We start from the raw sequence: 17544 nt of genomic DNA on the forward strand, positions 1-17544 counted from the left end.
TATTAATCGCTGATTTGATAAATTTGGTCAGCTTATCCATAATAAGCCATCACAAAATACACGTTAAAAATTAAGAGGTAATTATGATTCGTGAACTAGCCATTACCGAATTTTCTGCCACCGCAAACGATACCGTTTGGGATGTGCGGGATAGTAAAGCATTTGCGCAAGGACATATTGAGTGTGCCAAAAACCAACCCTTGGATACGCTGACGGCAGAGTTATTAGCAACCACGGATGGCACTATCTATGTGCTATGCGGTGGCGGCAGCAAAGCCACTAAAGCTGTCGCTTTGCTCAATGAGATTGACCCACATCGGGACATCGTCCATTTGACGGGTGGTACGCGTGCGGCAACAGCGGCAGGTATGACCATCGTGAGTGATAATCTGTCATGAGTGAGCCAGCAAAAAATATTATCTATACGGGCGTAGCAGGGACAGGCAAGACCCACCGACTGCAACAAATCGCCAAACGCTATACCGAGCTATTGCCAGTCGCCAATGCCGATGATTTGCTACAAGCTTTGCTTAAGCCACTAAGCTGGCGAGAGGTGATTTGTTTAGTATTTTTAGATGAAAGAAAAAAGGGAAAGTCATTACTTAAAGTTGCTGAAATTACTAACAACTTATTCTTTGTTACTAAGCTAAAAATTAACCAACGCGAAAAGGCAATTGCTAATACGGCATGGTCAACGCTACAGCAATTTAGTCCTGCAGATTCCAAAAATGTATTGGTAAAAAATAAATCAAGCCAATCGTATTTTGATAAAGACGATAGCAGTAATTGGTTTTTATTAGCAGACAGTTTGCCGTTATTAGCAGACTTGCAAAACAAACTCGATGATTACCAAGCGGCGATTCACAGCCAGTTTCAGCCCAACTATTTACAGCCAAAGCTAGAACGCTTTAGTTTTGTCAGTTTTCATCAGGCGTATGGGTATGAAGAATTTGTCGAAGGCATTCGCCCCCACATCGCGGACAATGGGCAGATGAGCTATCGCGTTGAGTCAGGGGCTTTTCTTAGACTGTGTCAACAAGCCAAACATGACCCTAGTCACCGTTATGCCATGTTGATTGATGAAATCAACCGCGCCAATGTCGCCCGCGTGTTTGGGGAATTGATGAGTTTGATTGAACCGAGTAAACGCGCAGGACAGACAGATAGCCTGTCGGTAAATTTGGCGTATTCGCGTCAGCCGTTTAGTGTGCCTAGCAATGTCGATATCTACGCCACCATGAACAGCCAAGATCATTCATTGGCGCCGCTCGATATGGCATTTCGCCGCCGTTTTGAATTTATTGAATGTCGACCACAGCCACAGTTATTGGGTAAAGTCATGGCAAATGGAATTGAGATTGATTTAGCCAAATTGTTGACCGTATTGAATGAAAGAATCTCGCAGAATTTGGCAAAAGACAGCCAGTTAGGGCATAGTTTTTTGTGGGGTATTGATTCGCTGCAAGCGTTAAGCGCTGCGTTTAGCCAATCCATCATCCCACAAGTAGCGCAAGCCTGCCAGCACCATGGACAAATCTTGCAAGCAGTCTTTGGGCAACGCTTTATTAGGCTGATTGATAACAAAAAAGCAACTGGATTTATGGCGCAGCAAGCGAGTTTTGACATCCATACCCCGGCGCTTGATGACCCAAATAGCTATCTTGCCATCTATCAAAGTGCCCAATGAAAGCCATCATCACGTTTGAACATAGTTACCTGACAGCGGCAGATTTTGACGATGGGCAAGATTTTGACTGGCTTATCGAGCAAAATTTTGACGTGTTTCGCATTGAGCGTAAACAGCAGCAGTGGCAACTCAAAGTGCGCCACTATATCGGTGTGATTGGGTTGCCCAGTGGCGAACAAGTGGAGATTTTGCCAAAACTTGCACAAAGCCAAATCACCCATGCCGATGAAGTTGCCCAAACCCGTCAATGGGTACAACAGATGCTGACAGCAGTGTGGCAAGCCTTATTGCCCAAGTCGTTACCCAATCTAGCCAATCAACTACTCATCAATCCTCCAGCCCCCAATCCTCCACCAATCAATCATTCGCTATCGCTTAGCGAGTGGCTGCAAGCGTATTTTTGGCAGGGATTTGCGCAGTACGTGCCCAATCAGCAATATCAGCAATTTGAGCAAAATCAGCCCTATCTGCAGGGTAAATTACTGGTCAAAGAGCAATTGCAGCATAACTGCCACCAGCCGCATAAGTTTTATCATCAGACTGAAAATTTTGTGATGGATACCGCTGGCAATCGCTTGGTAAAAACCACCATCGAGCGGGTGATTGGCAGCATGGCTAGCAGCCCATTGTCGAGCCCATTACCGCCGCAGTGGCAGGCAGTGGCTACAGTTGCCAAAGACTTATACGACACCTTATTGTCTCAAGCGCTGCAAGAATTGACGGCGTTGCCCAGTCTGACTGCCGAGCGTAATTATACTTTTATCAGCTTTTGTTATGCGCTGCTAACGCTACAACAAGCCAGTAGCCAAGGGCAGTTTTTGAGCCCAACTTGGCTGGTGAATATGCCATTTGCCTTTGAAAAATGGGTCGGCAGGAAAATCCAACAACAATTTGCAGCGCAGAATTTTGAGCTAGTTGAGCAAAAAAGACAGCCATTGACCGTGCAGCAAGGGTTAACCATCAAACCGGATATTTGGCTAAAGTCTGCCGATAAACTCATTATCGCCGATGTAAAATGGAAAAAAACGGCTACTTTTAACGACATAAGCTTGGCAGACATGTACCAACTACTTACCTACGCCAGTGAGTTTGATGCCGATGAAGCTTGGCTGATTGTCCCAACGCTAAGCACACAATTGAAGGCACAGCAGATTGAATTTTGCCAACCCAAAAAAACCCGATTTTATCTGATGCCTTTTGCGGTGACGCAAGGGTGTTTAAACCTTTTTCATTAAAATTATTCAAAAAAGCGCTGATTTGTTTTATTTTATCAATCACAAAGGTGAGAATTAACAACTTTTCTAACCACCAAAACTTGGTAAAATAACCGTATATAATTTTGAAGATAACCAAAAAACAGGAAGAATTATGAGCAAACATTATGATTATATCGCTATTGGTGGTGGGTCAGGGGGCATTGCATCCATCAACCGTGCTGCCAGCTATGGTAAAAAATGTGCCTTGATTGAAGCCAAGCAGCTAGGCGGTACTTGCGTCAATGTGGGCTGTGTGCCCAAAAAAGTGATGTGGTATGGCGCCAATATGGCAGCGGCGATCCATCATTATGCGCCTGACTATGGCTTTGATTTGGATGTTAAACAATTTGACTTTGCCAAATTGGTACAAAGTCGCCAAGCTTATATCACCCGCATTCATCAGTCGTACAACAATGGCCTCAAAAATAACCAAGTCGATGTGATTCATGGTTTTGCCAAATTTGCCGACCAACATACGGTTGAGGTGTATAAAAATGACGGCACAATAGAGACCATTACCGCTGACCATATTTTGCTTGCGATGGGCGGTCGACCTGTTCGCCCAGCCATTGAAGGGGCAGAGTTGGGTATTGACTCGGATGGTTTTTTTGACTTGACCGAGTTGCCACCGCGGGTAGCGATTGTCGGCTCAGGCTATATCGGTGTTGAGATTGCAGGGGTGATGAATGCATTGGGCTCAAAAACCCATCTGATTGTGCGTAGCAAGCGGGTGCTCAAAAACTTCGATGCCGACATTGTCACCACGCTCACCCATATCATGCACGATGATGGCATTGAATTTCATTATGGATTGCTGCCACAACAAGTACGCAAAAACCAAGATGGCTCATTGAGCATTGAATTGTCAAACAATGAGACCTTGACGGTGGATTGTTTGATTTGGGCAACGGGTCGCGCACCTGCAACCGATACCACCAATCTTGATAAAGCGGGCGTTGAACTCAATGAGCAAGGCTTTGTTAAAGTCGATGCCTATCAAAATACCAATGTCGAAGGTATCTATGCCGTCGGCGACATCATCGAACATGGTATTCAATTGACCCCAGTGGCGGTGGCAGCAGGTCGTCGATTATCTGAGCGCTTGTTTAACAACAAACCCAATGAGCATTTGGACTATAACCTAGTGCCGAGCGTGATTTTTAGCCATCCACCGATTGGTACTGTGGGGCTGAGTGAAGAAGAGGCGGTCAAAGGCTATGGCATCAATGCGGTGAAAGTCTATAAATCCAGTTTTACCCCGATGTATAGTGCAGTGACCAAGCACCGTGAGCCGTGTCACATGAAGCTGATTTGTGTGGGTGAGGAAGAAAAAGTGGTGGGCTTGCATGGTGTAGGTTTTGGCGTCGATGAGATGATTCAAGGTTTTGCCGTTGCTATCAAAATGGGCGCAACCAAACGTGACTTTGATGACACGGTGGCGATTCATCCGACTGGCTCAGAAGAGTTTGTCACCATGCGCTAAGCAGATTTTTAGGGTAAAAAAGCGGACTTAATCATAAGCCCGCTTTTTTTATAGTTTTTTAATGACCGCTTATTGAAAAATTACATATCCACTTTGAGCCTATCCCAATACTGCTGATATAGCGCCATGATCTCATCGCCTACGTCTTCACGAAACATGGCATGTTTTAGCAAATCAGCTGGCGGATACACAATCGGATTGTTGGCAAGCTCAGGTGGCATTTCTTTTTTCGCTGCTTCATTGGGCGAGCCGTAGCCGATTTCTTCGCTAATCATGGCAGCGTATTTGGGTCGCAAGATAAAATCGATAAACTTATGGGCGTTGTCGTTGTTTTTGGCATTTTTGGGGATGACCATGTTATCCATCCACATAATAGCGCCTTCTTTTGGATACACAAAGTCCAGCTCTGGCATCCCTTGGTCTTGCGCCATGATGACTTCACCGTTCCAAGCCAAGCCCAAGTAAGTTTCCCCTTCCATAAACGGCATGCGTGGTGCATCTGAGTTAAAGGTACGCACATTGGGCATCAGCTTGGTGAGTTTTTCATACGCTTGTTTGATGGCTTCAGGATTTTTGGTGCTGCCGTTATAGCCAAGGGTCAATAGACTCATGGTAAACACGTCACGGATGTCATTCATTAGCATCACGCGCCCTTCGTACTCTGGCTTCCATAAGTCATTCCAGCTGCTCAAGCTTGCTTTAGCAATGCGTTTGGTATTGACTGCAATGCCTGATGAGCCCCACAGATAGGGAATACTAAACTTGTTTTCAGGGTCAAAAGGGGCATTGATAAAGGTTTTGCCGAGGTTGCCAAAATTGGTTAATTTGGCATGGTTGAGCGGCTCAAGCATCCCTTCTTTACGCATTTTATCGACAAAATCCGTCCCTGGAAATGCCACATCATACTCACCACTGCCATTCATCAGTTTGAGCTTGGCATACATGGCTTCGTTAGAATCAAAGGTGCTATAAATAACGTCGATACCTGTCTCTGCGGTAAAATCTTTAAGCACTTGGTCAGAGATATACTCCGTCCAGTTATAGACATTGACAACCTTGCCACCTTGACTGGTAGTAGGCGCAGACGCGGCAGTGCTAGTCGCGGTTTCGCTCGCTTTTTGACAACCCGTTAGATTACTTGCCAGCCCCCCTGTTAAAACAGCACCGCCAACACCCAACCCATATCCTAAAAAACGTCTTCTATTGAGCATCCGAGATATCATATAAGTCTCCTTAACGTTTTTGGGTCGATGGTAGATTCATCGACTTTTTGGCCAGTAATAACTGCGAGATAATCAGACCCAGTAGCGAGATTACGAGTAAGATTGTACCAACGGCATTGACTTCAGGTTTTACCCCGACACGCACCATCGAATAAATCTGTAATGGTAAAATCTCAAAATCAGGCCCTGTATTGAACGTCGATACCACCACATCATCAAGTGATAGGGTAAAGGCAAGCACCCAGCCCGCCAAAATCGCAGGCAAAATAATCGGTACAAGCACGGTACGAATCATGGTAAATTCATTGGCGCCCAAATCACGCGCCGCTTCCAATACGCGGGTGTCGAGGCTAGATAGACGCGCAGTCACCGTAATCACCACAAAGGGCAGACAAAAGGTAATGTGCGCAATTAGCAACGTCACAAAACCCAGCTGTATCCCCACAATCAAAAATAACGCCAATAGCGAAATCGCCAACACAATCTCAGGCGACATCATCAGTACAAATAGCAAGCTTTGTAGTATCGATTTACCTTTGAAGTCATAACGCTGTAACGCTAACGCCGTCAAACCGCCAATCGCAGTAGAAATCGTCGCAGCCACTACCGCCAATATGACCGAGTTGATGGCAGCTTGTACCATTGCGGCATTACTAAATAACTCGCTGTACCAATGGGTACTAAAACCGCCCCATTGATAGCCGACTTTTGAGGCATTAAACGAGAAAATCACCATCACCGCAATCGGCGAGAACATCAGCAGATATACGATGGTCAAATACAGGCGAGACAGCCATTTTATAGTATTAGACATAGCATCCCCCTTATGCCACTTCATTGTAGTCAGTTTTGCCAATACGTTTGCTGCTGGCTCGATACGCGATAATCAGCAATGCCATGGCAAGCGTCAATAGCACGGACGCCGCGGCGCCAAATGGCCAGTCACGGGCATCCAAAAACTGTGATTTGATGATATTACCCACCAGCAAGTTGCGCGAACCGCCCAAGATATCCGCCACATAAAACATGCCCATGGCAGGCAACAGTACCAGCAATACCCCTGAAATAATCCCTGGTGTAGTGAGCGGCAAAATCACGTGCCAAAAGGTTTGTAGCTTGTTAGCGCCCAAATCTTTGGATGCCAAAATATAATCGTCACGCAAATCCACAAATACCGCATACAGGGGCAGTACCATAAACGGAAACAGCAAATACACCAAACCGCCAATCACCGCTTTTTGGGTATATAAAATTTGCAGTGGCTCGTTGATAAGCCCAAGGTTAATCAGCATGGTGCTGAGCAGACCATTGGCCGCCATAATGAGTTTCACCGCATACAGACGTACCAATGAGTTGGTCCAAAACGGAATCACTAGCAATAACATCAATAATGACTGCCATTTTTTATCCGCTTTACTGACCAAGTAGGCAAATGGATAACCGAGCAGCAAACAGATAATCGTCGTCATCCCTGCCATCGACAGCGAATGCAAAAACACTTTTAAATAAAGCGGATCAATCAATCGAATATAGTTGCCCATGGTGACCGGCAGTGTTAAAAACTTATCTTCATCACGGGTCAAAAAACTGGCGGCTATCACCAAGATATTGGGAATTAGGGCAAAAATAATCAACCATGCCCAAATCACAAACAGGGTCGCACGCTGAAAGCCGCGCCCGCCTTGCTTTGTCATAACAGGGGCAGGCGCGGTAGCAGCCGAAACGCTAGAGGTCGAAGGTGAAGTAGTATTATTCATCTGGCAAAATCCACTCCCAACCATCGACCCAGTCAATACGCACTTCTTGACCCAGCTTATAGTTAAAATTTGGATCGTCTTCGTTAAAATACTCTGACGTTTTGACGATATTACCGTTTTTTAATCGAATCACAGAATCTAGGGTACTGCCTTTATAAGCACTGTCTACCACGTTGCCAATTAAGCCTTCATGGCCTTCATGGGTGTAGTACACGCGGATATCTTCAGGACGCAGCAGTAAGTTGACATTTTGACCGACTTGCACGTCAAATTTTGGACGGGGCAATTCACGAATCGGATGAAAACCGTCATTTTGCTCGACCACTTCCACTTTGATGGTGGCTGGGTTGACCTCTAGCACTCTACCTTTAAACAAATTAGTTTCGCCAATAAAGCTTGCGGTAAATAAATTGGCAGGCGATTCATAGATGCCAATGGGCGTATCAATTTGCTGGAATACGCCGTTTTTCATGACAGCAATCCGGTCAGACATCGATAAGGCTTCTTGTTGGTCGTGGGTCACGAACACAAAGGTAATACCCAATTCACGCTGCAAGCGTTTGAGTTCTGATTGCATTTGCTCACGTAGTTTGGCATCGAGCGCTGATAGAGGTTCATCAAGTAGCAGCATTTTTGGGCGATTCACCACGGCACGGGCGATGGCGATACGCTGCTGCTGACCCCCCGACAAATCTTGCGGACGACGATTGATGGTATGGTCAAGTTGTACCATTGCCAGCGCTTCACGCACCCGCCGGTCGATTTCGGTTTTGGGCACGCCTTTAAGTTTTAGTCCATAAGCAATATTGTCGTACACATTCATGTGCGGAAACAGGGCATATTGCTGAAACACCGTATTAATCGGACGTTTTTCCGCAGGTAAGCCTGCAATATCAACCCCTTCTAACTGCAAACTACCGGCATTGGGCAGCTCAAATCCGCCAATCAAGCGTAGTAGGGTAGTTTTGCCACAGCCAGAAGGACCCAGCAGCGTCAAAAACTCCCCGTCATAAATATCTAGATTGATATTTTGCAAAATTTGGGTGTCGCCATAAGATTTGGATAAATGACGGATTTGTAGTAGTACAGGTTTTTGGTTGGTCGGCTGGGCGCTATCAGGCATAGCTGATGGTGCGTTTAGGGTGGTTTGTGGCGTTGATGCGGACGTTGATGCAGACATAGGCACAATCTCACGGCAAGGCTAAAATAGCGGGCTAAAATGGCATATTTATGATAGGGTCAAAGCGCAATCAGCATGACAACATAAATACAGAGTTTTTCGATAGTTTCACCTGTGAAAATACAGTTAAAAGTTGCGTTCAGTATAACGGCTAAAATTAAAAAATGTTACTGAAAATTCACCTGCTATTCATAAAATTTTAGTGGCTAATTTTAGTCGATAATAAGGGGTTGATTTGGCACAAATAAGCAACGTAACTTTTTACCAAAGTCATTAAAATAGCAAGCTTGAACGACTTTTATGTGATGATAATTTAGCCAGTGACCGATTGAACATTTAAGAGACAATATATGCCTAGCAGAAAAAAGCCTCAAGACCCAACGACTCAAACAGCCACTCAAACAACAAATGCCCAAACAACAACCACTCAAACAGGCGCAAACAATACGGCTTCTCAAACCACGGCTAACAAAATACCCGCAAAAAAACCAGCCGCTAAAGAAACAGCCACCAAAAAAACAGCAACACACGCAACAGCCGCGCTGCCCATCGCTATTGCTTTACCAAAATCCTTACAGCATGCTCAGTGTGTGGATTTGACGCGCCATCGCTACCAAGGCAAACTACTAACCCAAGCAGATAGTATTGCACTTGGCAAACAGCAGCGTAAGGCGTACCCATTAAAAACCTTGGCTGCCATCAGCCAACGTCCGACTGCCATCGACGCGCTCAGTCTTTATCATTGGTCGAATCAAGGTCGGTTGACAGCGTTACTACCCATACGAGCCAAGCGCATGAGTGTATCGCCGTTTACTTTTTTTCGCGGGATGCCCGCTTTGATGCTGTTTGACCAAGCATGGCAGGGGCAACATTCTGGGTTATTTCAGCAGATTTGCGGCGATTGTCATGTCAGTAATTTTGGTGGTTATGCCAGTCCTGAACGCAATTTATTATTTGGCATCAATGATTTTGATGAAACCATCGTTGCACCATTTGAATGGGATTTGCAGCGACTGGTCGCCAGTATTTTAATCGCCAGTCAAAGTTTTAAGTATGTAGAATCGGTGGGCTATAAGGCGATAGAAAAACTGCTGACCAGTTACCTTGATGGATTAGAAGCGCATTGTAGCTTGTCACCGCTACAAGTGTGGTATGAAAAAATCGACGCCCATAAAATATTGGCAAATACCGAAGACGTGACTGTTTGTAAACGCCGTCATGCCGATTTTGAAAAAGCCAAAAAAAATGATGCGGTAAAAATGCTGCCAAAATTGACTGAGCGTGATACTGTCACAGGGTTACGCGCGTTTAAAACGGATGGTGAGTTGCAGCGACCGCCACGCCGGGGACAGCCGTTTTTTGGCGGTAGCCACGCTTTTTTTGACGCTTATCGAGATACCCTAAAGTCAGATAGACAGGTGTTGTTTGACCGGTATGATTTTACCGATGTGGCACTCAAAGTAGTTGGGGTGGGGAGTGTCGGTACTGTGTGTGCGGTGGCATTATTCCAAGATGCCGACCATGAGCCGCTGATATTGCAAATGAAGCAAGCCAAAGCGTCTATCTTGACACCCTTACTGGCAAAACAATTTAGCCATCAAGGCAAGCGCGTGGTGGAAGGGCAACAATTGATGCAGGCATCGAGTGATATTTTCTTGGGCTATGCATCGCTTGATAACTTTGAGATGGATTTTTATGTCAGGCAGCTGCGGGATATGAAGTATTCCGCGTCTCTTGAGAGCATGACGGCTGCCCATTTTTACGAATATATTGAAAGCTGTGGCCATGCCTTGGCGCATGCGCATACCAAAGCGGGCAATGCCGATACGCTTATGGGCTATCTGGGCAATGGCAGTGAATTCATCCCTGTCATGCAAGCCTATGCCGAGCAAACTGCCGCTCGCAATGCCCAAGATTATGCGCAATTTATGAACCAAATAGCTGATGGGCATATTGCTGTGGCAGGCGATGAGGTATTATAGTAGCTATACAACCGTCTTGAAAAAAATTTTGAGTTTTAAAAAGTTTAAAATGATAAAAAATATCGCGTTTTATATCATCATACAGTTCGTTATTGTCCCTAGGTGAAAGGAGAAAACCAAATGCCAAACAGTCACTTACCGCGTCCCGAAACTGCCGAGCAAGCGCTCGAGATGCTCAAACAAGGCAACGCACGATTCGTAGAGAATGTGCAAAACCCCCAATCAACCTTGCTAGCGTCTAATGCGCTCACCCATGTGCATGAACCGTTTGCGATTATTTTGGGTTGTTCTGATGCGCGCGTGCCTGCTGAGATTGTCTTTGATCAAGGTTTGGGTGATTTATTCGTCATTCGTGTAGCAGGTAACGTAGTCGCGCCGTCTCAGATTGGCTCGGTTGAGTTTGCCGCTGAGAAATTCGGTACCAAGTTAGTCGTGGTGTTGGGTCATTCACATTGCGGCGCGGTGACGGCTTGTGTGGAGACACTGATTAATCCTGATCAGCAGTTTTCCCCCAATTTACGTTCGATTGTTGACCGTATCCGTCCCAGTGTGTACAACTTGCATGAAATTTATACCGCCAATGGACAAGACATTGACGAGCAAGAGTTGATTAATCGCGGGATTAAAGCCAACGTGCGTATGTCAGTCACCCAGCTCAAACACGGCTCTCGTATTCTTGAAGATGCGGTTAATAATGGTAGCTTAATTATTGTTGGGGCGGTGTATGATTTGGACACCGGTAAAGTGACATTTATTGAGTAGCAAATATTGCATAGAGAATAGTAAATAGCCAATTGAGCAGCTTACCTAAGTGCAATGTTATGTAATATTATTAGCCATGATGTTATGAGAAATGACGGCTATATTTTTACCCAAAAGTTAATTAAAATTAAACAGTATTGAATTTTTGGCAAACTGTCGTTATTAATGACGTTTAGTCAACGTCTTTTTCTTTTAAGGTTTTTTCTTTTAGAGGCATATTACAATAAGGATCACTATGTCAAACTTGTCCGCTACCAATGGGTTTATCTTTAATCACACCATGCTTAGGGTGAAAGACCCGCAAGTGTCTTTGGCTTTTTATCAAGATGTATTAGGCATGACGCTACTACAAACCAAACGCTATCCACAAGCGGAATTTGATTTGTATTTTTTGGCAAAGCTTACCGATGAACAGGTGGCAAATTTGCCGACCGATACTGCCGCGCTAGCAGCATTTACCTTTAGTCAGCCAGGGGTGCTAGAATTGACCCATAATTATGGCACGGAGTCTGATGCAGAGTTTCACTATCACAGTGGCAACAGCGAACCACAAGGATTTGGGCATATTTGTTTTGCCGTGCCAAATCTGCAAGAAGCGGTTGCTTGGTTTGAGCAACATCAAGTCACCTTCAAAAAACGCCCTGAAGAAGGCGCGATGAAAGATATTGCCTTCATCTTGGATCCAGATGGATACTGGATAGAAATCGTACAACCAAACTTAATGGGTTAATCGCCCATTAAAAAAAGGGCAATTGTGATTGCCCTTTTTTATTGTGTTTTATTAAGATTGTGTCTTATTAAGCCTTGAGGTTCAACCAATCTCTGGGTTTTAGATAAAAATCCGTGAGTTCAAATTCAGGCGTTCCTGCGATAGGCTCATAACGATATTCCCAGCCCGTGAGCGGCGGCAGACTGACCAAAATCGACTCAATGCGCCCGTTTGATTGCAAGCCAAACAAAGTGCCGCGGTCATACACCAGATTGTATTCGACATAGCGACCGCGACGGTACAACTGAAAATTACGCTGCGGCTCGGTATAGCGCGTGTGTTTGCGTTTCTCAAAAATTGGGATAATACCTTCAAGATAGCCATTGCCTACCGCCTGCATAAAGGCAAAGCACTTATCAAAATCCCAACCCATGCTAAGGGTGTTCAAATCATCATAAAACAAGCCGCCGATGCCACGTTGTTCGTTACGATGCTTTAAATAAAAATACTCATCGCACCAAGCCTTAAACTTGGGATAAACGTCACTCCCAAACGGCGCGCACAAATCATAACACACTTGGTGCCAATGCACGCAGTCTTCCATCACAGGATAAAACGGCGTCAAATCAAAGCCACCACCAAACCACCAAATCGGCTCGTAGCCTTCTTTTTCGGCGATAAACATGCGCACGTTGGCATGACTGGTTGGCACGTTGGGATTGGTCGGATGAATCACCAGCGAGACACCGAGTGCTTGCGCTTGGCGACCGGCAAGTTCAGGGTGGCGAGCGGTGGCAGTGGCTGGCAGATGGTTGATAACAATGTGGCTAAACATCACCCCGCCTTTTTCGATCACTTTGCCGCCTTGAAGTACATTGGAGCGACCACCGCCCAAATTTTGATGAGTGCCTTGTTCCGCGGGTCTTTCCCAAACATCGGCGACAAATTTGGCATTGCTGGCACCTTCAGCATATAGATTAAAGCCGCCAGTGGCTTCTTGGTGTTCTAGCGCTTGGCAAATACGATCTTGTAAATCAAGTAAATAAGCGCGAACGGCTTGAACATTGTGTGAGGAGAGCAGCATAGACATAAGCAATAGTTCTTTTAAAAATTTTTAGCGATTAAATTTTAATGGTTAATTTTTAATAATCATTGTAGCACACAATCGCATGGGTAAAATTTAGTGTATTGGGCGTATTGACTGATGATACGCATAAATATTTACATAAAACCCTTAAAAAAATCGTCACAGCCGCTATCCAAACGGTCAGAAAACTCATAAAATGCCATGACGTCTTGATAACATGATTGATAAAATTAAGTTGAGATTTTATAAGCTGATTAATCTAGTGATACTGATTGACCTAGTGATATAGTTATTGGGATCATATAGTTATCAGACTATCAAGTTATCAGATGGATGATTACATTAACCGTTTTTGGAGAAAACTATGAATAAATTATTAATCGCATTAGTAACGGTCATCAGCCTTGTGGGTTGTGGTAAAAAAGAAGAAGCCAAAACTGAAACCACCACCACGACGACAACGACCACCACAACAGCGTCTGCACCCGATAATACAGCAACTGCAACGGCAAATATAGCGACTGCTACTGCGTCACCGGCAAAATAATATTAACCAATAGCCTGATTGATAAAACTGCTAATCCACTTAGCGGTTTTTTTATGCTTTTTTTATGCCATGGCAGATTAATCAGCTTAAGGGTTTAGTAAGTTTAGCCTGATTTCTGTGTACCCAGTCAGCATAGATTTAATGAATAATCGCTAAAATTTTGCTAAAATAAGCGCCTTTTTTTTGATACCTACACTCTAGCAACATGCGGTTAAAACAGCTCAAACTGGCAGGCTTTAAATCCTTTGCCAATCCTACAACGTTTCATTTCCCCAAAACCATCACCGCGATTGTCGGGCCCAACGGCTGCGGCAAATCCAATGTGATTGATGCCATCCGCTGGGTGCTGGGCGAATCCTCCGCCAAGCAGCTCCGCGGCGGCGCGATGAGTGATGTCATTTTTGCAGGCACGCAAGACAAGTCCGCCAAAAGCTTGGCAAGCGTAGAATTGGTATTTGAACATACCCGCGGCGAAGATGGTAGCAGCGGCATCCACCACGCGCTCAATCTGTATCAAGAATTATCGGTGCGTCGGCAAATCAATAAAGAAGGCAAATCCGATTACTTTATCAATGGCACCAAAGTACGTCGCCGCGATGTGGTCGATATTTTTTTGGGCACAGGTCTTGGCGCGCGCTCGTATGCGGTGATTGAGCAGGGTATGATAGGGCGTATCATTGATGCCAATGCGTTGCAGCTACGAGAGTTTATTGAAGAGGCATCGGGCGTGTCGCGCTACCAAAGCCGGCGTGATGACACCCAAAAACAGCTCGATACCGCAAGCGATAATTTAGCGCGGCTGCATGATATGGTCAGCGAACTGACCAGCCAACAAAAACGCCTAGAAAAACAAGCCAAAACGGCACAACAAGCCCAGCAATGGCAACAAGCGCAGCAAGCGATCAGTGAGCAACTACTCATTGATGACTATGGGCGGGCATGGCAAAAACAGCAAACCCTCGCGGCAGATTTTCAAGCGATCAGTGAGCGTGTGGATGCTCAGCAAATATTTATTGAAGGATTAATCGAGCAGCAGCAACTTGCCCAGCAGGCTCTGACTGAGCAACAGCAGACTCTACAAACCCAGCAAAATCTTGCTAAGGATTATTGGCAGCAGCAGCATGAAACGCAAAGTCTACTGAAACAAGCTGAACAAGCCGTTGCCAATGACCAACAACGCCTAAATGTCCTCAATGTTGAGCTGGGGCGTTTTGCAGCGTATCAACAAGAGTTGCAAGCACAAAAACAGCAAGCACAAATGCGTATTGAAGGCTTACCTGCAAAGCTTGAACAGCTCACCGCACAGTTGCGCCAATTGCGTGAGGAACAAGATGATTGCAAACAGCAGCGTGAGAAAATTGCGAAAAATATAGTGGCGTTAAATAAGCAAAAGCAAGACGTAGAAAAAAATCTTGCCGTCAGTGAAAATGCCCTCAAACACCATGCCAGCCAACAACAGCGCCAACAACAACGCCAAAGCGAACATGACAAAGCCGTATTGGCATGGCAGACTGCTAACGCCACATTTGATCAGCAATTTGCAGCGTTTGAGAATAACGAACTAGACACGCAAATGACGAGACTCAGTGATGAGATTGAACGTCTTGAAGCCAATATCATCGCCCGTCAAGAATCTATCGCTGACCAAGCCGATGAAGTTGACAGCTTAACCCGTCAGCATCGCCAAGCTGAGCAGCAGTATCAAACGTGGCAAACCGAGCAAGCGACACTACAAAATTTGCTAGCCCAACAAGAAACTGCCCTTGACCATGTTATCCGCCAGTCGCCCAATCAAGAACACACTAGCAGTTTGCCAAAACTTATCAGTCAACTGCAATTGACCGAAACAGGTAAGGGGTATGCCAGTGTTTTTGATACCCTAGTTACGGTATTTGCCAAATGGTCTATCGCGGCTGACCAAGATTCTGCCCAAATCATCCATGACCATGCAGTGTTTATTGATAATCAATCAGCTTTACATCACACCTCGAAAAATCAGCCAGCGAACAGTCAGCTAATAGAAGGTTGTTTGCCACTGTCTGCTTTGATTGCGGCGCCCAATCTGGCTGTTTTTCAGCAGGTTTGGATCAGTGCGACGCTACTTGACTGGGCAGATGTGCAGGATAAAGGGCTGCTCGATAACTTACCAACGGGCGATTGGTTGCTGGTGCAGACATCAGCGCAACAACTAATACTTTGTAATCATCAGCTGCTAATTAACCTAAGCCATTTGTTGCAAGCTGAGGGTCAGCAGGTTATCAGTTTTAGCCAGCAGTTGATGAATGAAGCCCGTATTGAAGAGCTCGATGAACACTTGGCGCAGCAACAACCGCAACTGCAGCGTCTAGCCGATCGCTTGCAACAGGCGAAGGTTAGTCTGCAAGAATGGCAAGCGCAAGACCGAACTGCGCGTAATCAACTGCTAAGCCTAACCCAGCAACAACAGCAATGCCAGCAACAAAAACTACAACAGCAGTATCACTATCAATCCGCACTCGATAAACTTACGCAAGATAAAAAACGCCTCGACAGTGATAGCGAGCGTCTACAACAAGAGGGGCTAGGTTTTGCGGAAAAACTGCAGCAAGAGCAACAGCGGGTTTATGAGCTAAGCAACACGCTTTCGCATTTACAACCGCAATTACAGCAGCAAATCAGCGAACGCCAGTCACTCGATGAACGCTTAAACCAGTTTACCAGTCAGCAGCGCGAGCTAGAACAACAACAAAATCGCATCACCCAAACACTGGCAACGGGACAATTGCAAATCACCGCAAGTGAGCAGCAACTTGTCAAAGCTTGCCAAGACCAAGCAAGATTCACCAGCGAGCAGCAGCTGCTGAGTCATAAAATTAGCGAGCAACAGGCACGCTTGCCACAGCTACAACAGCAACTCACGTTGGACTCGACGCAACTGCAAACCGCCAATGACAGCGTTACGCAATTGACAATCACCTTGAAAACCATGGAAACCGAGCTACATCAAGCGCAATTGGGTGTGCAAGAGTCTCAGCAGCAGTTAAGCCAACTACAACAGCAATATCACACCACCGACACCGCATTGGCACTAGCCAAGCAAAACGTCGCATTGATTGGTGAGCAATTGACTAGTCGCAAAATTGCCGTGCCAAAAACTGACAACATTGATTTACTGGGTAGCAGCAAACGCGAGCAACTACAACAACAACTCGATCAGTTAGCATCACAGGTGGTTAATCTTGGGGCAGTCAATCATGCCGCAGTAGCCGAGCTCGGTGAAGTGAACAGCCGCTTGGCGCCCCTTGCTGAGCAAATCTCGGATTTGACCGCAAGCATTGACAAATTGCAACTTGCTATCCAGCAGATTGACAGTCAGACCAAACAGCTTTTTATGGCTATGTTGACCCAAGTCAATATCGAGCTTAACAAGCTATTCACCCAAGTGTTTGGCGGCGGGCAAGCGCAGCTGGTGTTATCAGACCATACCAATGACAAAGATGGCAGCGGCAAAGGCTGGCAGTCAGGGCTAGAGCTTATGGCGCAGCCGAAAGGCAAAAAGAATAGCCGGCTAGCGCTGTTATCGGGCGGGGAGAAGACCTTAACGGCGCTAAGTTTAATCTTTGCTATTTTTAAACAGCAGCCTGCGCCATTTTGTGTGCTCGATGAAGTCGATGCGCCGCTCGATGATGCCAATGTCGCGCGCTTTACCCGCTTAATTGAGCAGCTTGCCAAAGACGTGCAGTTTGTTTTTATCAGTCATAACAAACTTGCCATGCAAATTGCCGATGAGCTCAAAGGTGTGACCATGCCAACGGCGGGGGTGTCCAAGCTGGTCAGTGTGGATATGAGGGAGGTGGAAGCTTATTTGGCATAAGCGATTTTCACCTGTCAA

Annotated in this window: 14 protein-coding genes; 9 read left to right on the forward strand and 5 right to left on the reverse strand. The window is 45.6% G+C overall.

Translation table 11 applies throughout. The features are described from left to right. The first annotated feature begins 83 nt into the window (after nucleotides 1-83). From RNZ41_RS03345 to gorA, 4 genes are all read left to right on the forward strand, one after another. On the forward strand, nucleotides 84-398 hold the full coding sequence (locus tag RNZ41_RS03345) for a rhodanese-like domain-containing protein (RefSeq protein WP_314027579.1): 315 nt from the start codon (nucleotides 84-86) through the stop codon (nucleotides 396-398). Then, nucleotides 395-1687, forward strand: coding sequence for an McrB family protein (locus RNZ41_RS03350; RefSeq protein WP_314027580.1), 1293 nt, complete (start codon nucleotides 395-397; stop codon nucleotides 1685-1687). Before RNZ41_RS03345 ends, RNZ41_RS03350 begins: the two co-directional genes overlap by 4 nt. Next, on the forward strand, nucleotides 1684-2922 hold the full coding sequence (locus tag RNZ41_RS03355) for a 5-methylcytosine restriction system specificity protein McrC (RefSeq protein ID WP_314027581.1): 1239 nt from the start codon (nucleotides 1684-1686) through the stop codon (nucleotides 2920-2922). The genes RNZ41_RS03350 and RNZ41_RS03355 overlap by 4 nt, the downstream gene beginning before the upstream one ends. Nucleotides 2923-3055: 133 nt before the next feature. Next, the gene (gene gorA / locus RNZ41_RS03360; RefSeq protein WP_314027582.1) at nucleotides 3056-4426 is read left to right on the forward strand and encodes a glutathione-disulfide reductase; all 1371 of its coding nucleotides are present in this window, start codon (nucleotides 3056-3058) and stop codon (nucleotides 4424-4426) included. 80 nt (nucleotides 4427-4506) lie between these two features. Here gorA and RNZ41_RS03365 read toward each other — a convergent pair whose 3' ends face one another. From RNZ41_RS03365 to potA, 4 genes are read right to left on the reverse strand one after another with little or no spacing between them, the layout of a single operon-like run. Further along, a complete protein-coding gene (locus tag RNZ41_RS03365; RefSeq protein WP_312539340.1) occupies nucleotides 4507-5649 on the reverse strand; it encodes an ABC transporter substrate-binding protein in 1143 nt (380 codons plus the stop codon). A gap of 10 nt (nucleotides 5650-5659) precedes the next feature. Continuing rightward, nucleotides 5660-6463: a spermidine/putrescine ABC transporter permease PotC gene (gene potC, locus RNZ41_RS03370; RefSeq protein ID WP_314027583.1), complete on the reverse strand. Its 804-nt coding sequence runs from the start codon at nucleotides 6461-6463 to the stop codon at nucleotides 5660-5662. Nucleotides 6464-6473: 10 nt separating this feature from the next. Beyond that, on the reverse strand, nucleotides 6474-7343 hold the full coding sequence (gene potB, locus RNZ41_RS03375; RefSeq protein ID WP_065253127.1) for a spermidine/putrescine ABC transporter permease PotB: 870 nt from the start codon (nucleotides 7341-7343) through the stop codon (nucleotides 6474-6476). A 55-nt stretch (nucleotides 7344-7398) separates the two neighbouring features. Beyond that, complete coding sequence (gene potA / locus RNZ41_RS03380; protein ID WP_409950660.1) at nucleotides 7399-8586, reverse strand: spermidine/putrescine ABC transporter ATP-binding protein PotA; 1188 nt, start codon at nucleotides 8584-8586, stop codon at nucleotides 7399-7401. Between the two features lie 350 nt (nucleotides 8587-8936). Between potA and RNZ41_RS03385 the strand changes: the two genes are divergently transcribed. The 3 genes from RNZ41_RS03385 to gloA all read left to right on the forward strand — a co-directional run bounded on the left by RNZ41_RS03385 (nucleotide 8937) and on the right by gloA (nucleotide 12060). Continuing rightward, nucleotides 8937-10568, forward strand: a complete 1632-nt coding sequence (locus RNZ41_RS03385; protein ID WP_314027584.1) for a DUF2252 domain-containing protein — start codon at nucleotides 8937-8939, stop codon at nucleotides 10566-10568. A gap of 120 nt (nucleotides 10569-10688) precedes the next feature. After that, the gene (locus RNZ41_RS03390; protein WP_062331404.1) at nucleotides 10689-11330 is read left to right on the forward strand and encodes a carbonic anhydrase; all 642 of its coding nucleotides are present in this window, start codon (nucleotides 10689-10691) and stop codon (nucleotides 11328-11330) included. 235 nt (nucleotides 11331-11565) lie between these two features. After that, nucleotides 11566-12060, forward strand: coding sequence for a lactoylglutathione lyase (gene gloA, locus RNZ41_RS03395; RefSeq protein WP_007115888.1), 495 nt, complete (start codon nucleotides 11566-11568; stop codon nucleotides 12058-12060). A gap of 67 nt (nucleotides 12061-12127) precedes the next feature. Here gloA and hemF read toward each other — a convergent pair whose 3' ends face one another. After that, nucleotides 12128-13129 carry an oxygen-dependent coproporphyrinogen oxidase gene (hemF, locus tag RNZ41_RS03400; RefSeq protein WP_239742855.1) on the reverse strand — a complete coding sequence of 334 codons (1002 nt, stop codon included), beginning with the start codon at nucleotides 13127-13129 and terminating at the stop codon, nucleotides 12128-12130. A gap of 361 nt (nucleotides 13130-13490) precedes the next feature. On the opposite strand from hemF, the gene RNZ41_RS03405 reads away from it, so the two are divergent. Together RNZ41_RS03405 and smc are read left to right on the forward strand one after the other, a co-directional pair. Then, nucleotides 13491-13673 carry a hypothetical protein gene (locus tag RNZ41_RS03405; RefSeq protein WP_175405648.1) on the forward strand — a complete coding sequence of 61 codons (183 nt, stop codon included), beginning with the start codon at nucleotides 13491-13493 and terminating at the stop codon, nucleotides 13671-13673. A 205-nt stretch (nucleotides 13674-13878) separates the two neighbouring features. Further along, nucleotides 13879-17526 carry a chromosome segregation protein SMC gene (gene smc, locus RNZ41_RS03410; protein ID WP_314027585.1) on the forward strand — a complete coding sequence of 1216 codons (3648 nt, stop codon included), beginning with the start codon at nucleotides 13879-13881 and terminating at the stop codon, nucleotides 17524-17526. The last annotated feature ends 18 nt before the right edge of the window (nucleotides 17527-17544 follow it).

Source organism: Moraxella sp. DOX410 (assembly GCF_032248735.1).
GTDB classification, from domain to species: Bacteria; Pseudomonadota; Gammaproteobacteria; order Pseudomonadales; family Moraxellaceae; genus Faucicola; species Faucicola tetraodonis.

Excerpts from the sequence above, each read along its gene's own strand:
- RNZ41_RS03345 (WP_314027579.1), top strand. The coding sequence starts at position 84 with ATGATTCGTGAACTAGCCATTACCGAATTTTCTGCCACCGCAAACGAT.
- RNZ41_RS03350 (WP_314027580.1), top strand. The coding sequence starts at position 395 with ATGAGTGAGCCAGCAAAAAATATTATCTATACGGGCGTAGCAGGGACA.
- RNZ41_RS03355 (WP_314027581.1), top strand. The coding sequence starts at position 1,684 with ATGAAAGCCATCATCACGTTTGAACATAGTTACCTGACAGCGGCAGAT.
- gorA (WP_314027582.1), top strand. The coding sequence starts at position 3,056 with ATGAGCAAACATTATGATTATATCGCTATTGGTGGTGGGTCAGGGGGC.
- RNZ41_RS03365 (WP_312539340.1), bottom strand. The coding sequence starts at position 5,649 with ATGATATCTCGGATGCTCAATAGAAGACGTTTTTTAGGATATGGGTTG.
- potC (WP_314027583.1), bottom strand. The coding sequence starts at position 6,463 with ATGTCTAATACTATAAAATGGCTGTCTCGCCTGTATTTGACCATCGTA.
- potB (WP_065253127.1), bottom strand. The coding sequence starts at position 7,343 with ATGACAAAGCAAGGCGGGCGCGGCTTTCAGCGTGCGACCCTGTTTGTG.
- potA (WP_409950660.1), bottom strand. The coding sequence starts at position 8,586 with ATGTCTGCATCAACGTCCGCATCAACGCCACAAACCACCCTAAACGCA.
- RNZ41_RS03385 (WP_314027584.1), top strand. The coding sequence starts at position 8,937 with ATGCCTAGCAGAAAAAAGCCTCAAGACCCAACGACTCAAACAGCCACT.
- RNZ41_RS03390 (WP_062331404.1), top strand. The coding sequence starts at position 10,689 with ATGCCAAACAGTCACTTACCGCGTCCCGAAACTGCCGAGCAAGCGCTC.
- gloA (WP_007115888.1), top strand. The coding sequence starts at position 11,566 with ATGTCAAACTTGTCCGCTACCAATGGGTTTATCTTTAATCACACCATG.
- hemF (WP_239742855.1), bottom strand. The coding sequence starts at position 13,129 with ATGTCTATGCTGCTCTCCTCACACAATGTTCAAGCCGTTCGCGCTTAT.
- RNZ41_RS03405 (WP_175405648.1), top strand. The coding sequence starts at position 13,491 with ATGAATAAATTATTAATCGCATTAGTAACGGTCATCAGCCTTGTGGGT.
- smc (WP_314027585.1), top strand. The coding sequence starts at position 13,879 with ATGCGGTTAAAACAGCTCAAACTGGCAGGCTTTAAATCCTTTGCCAAT.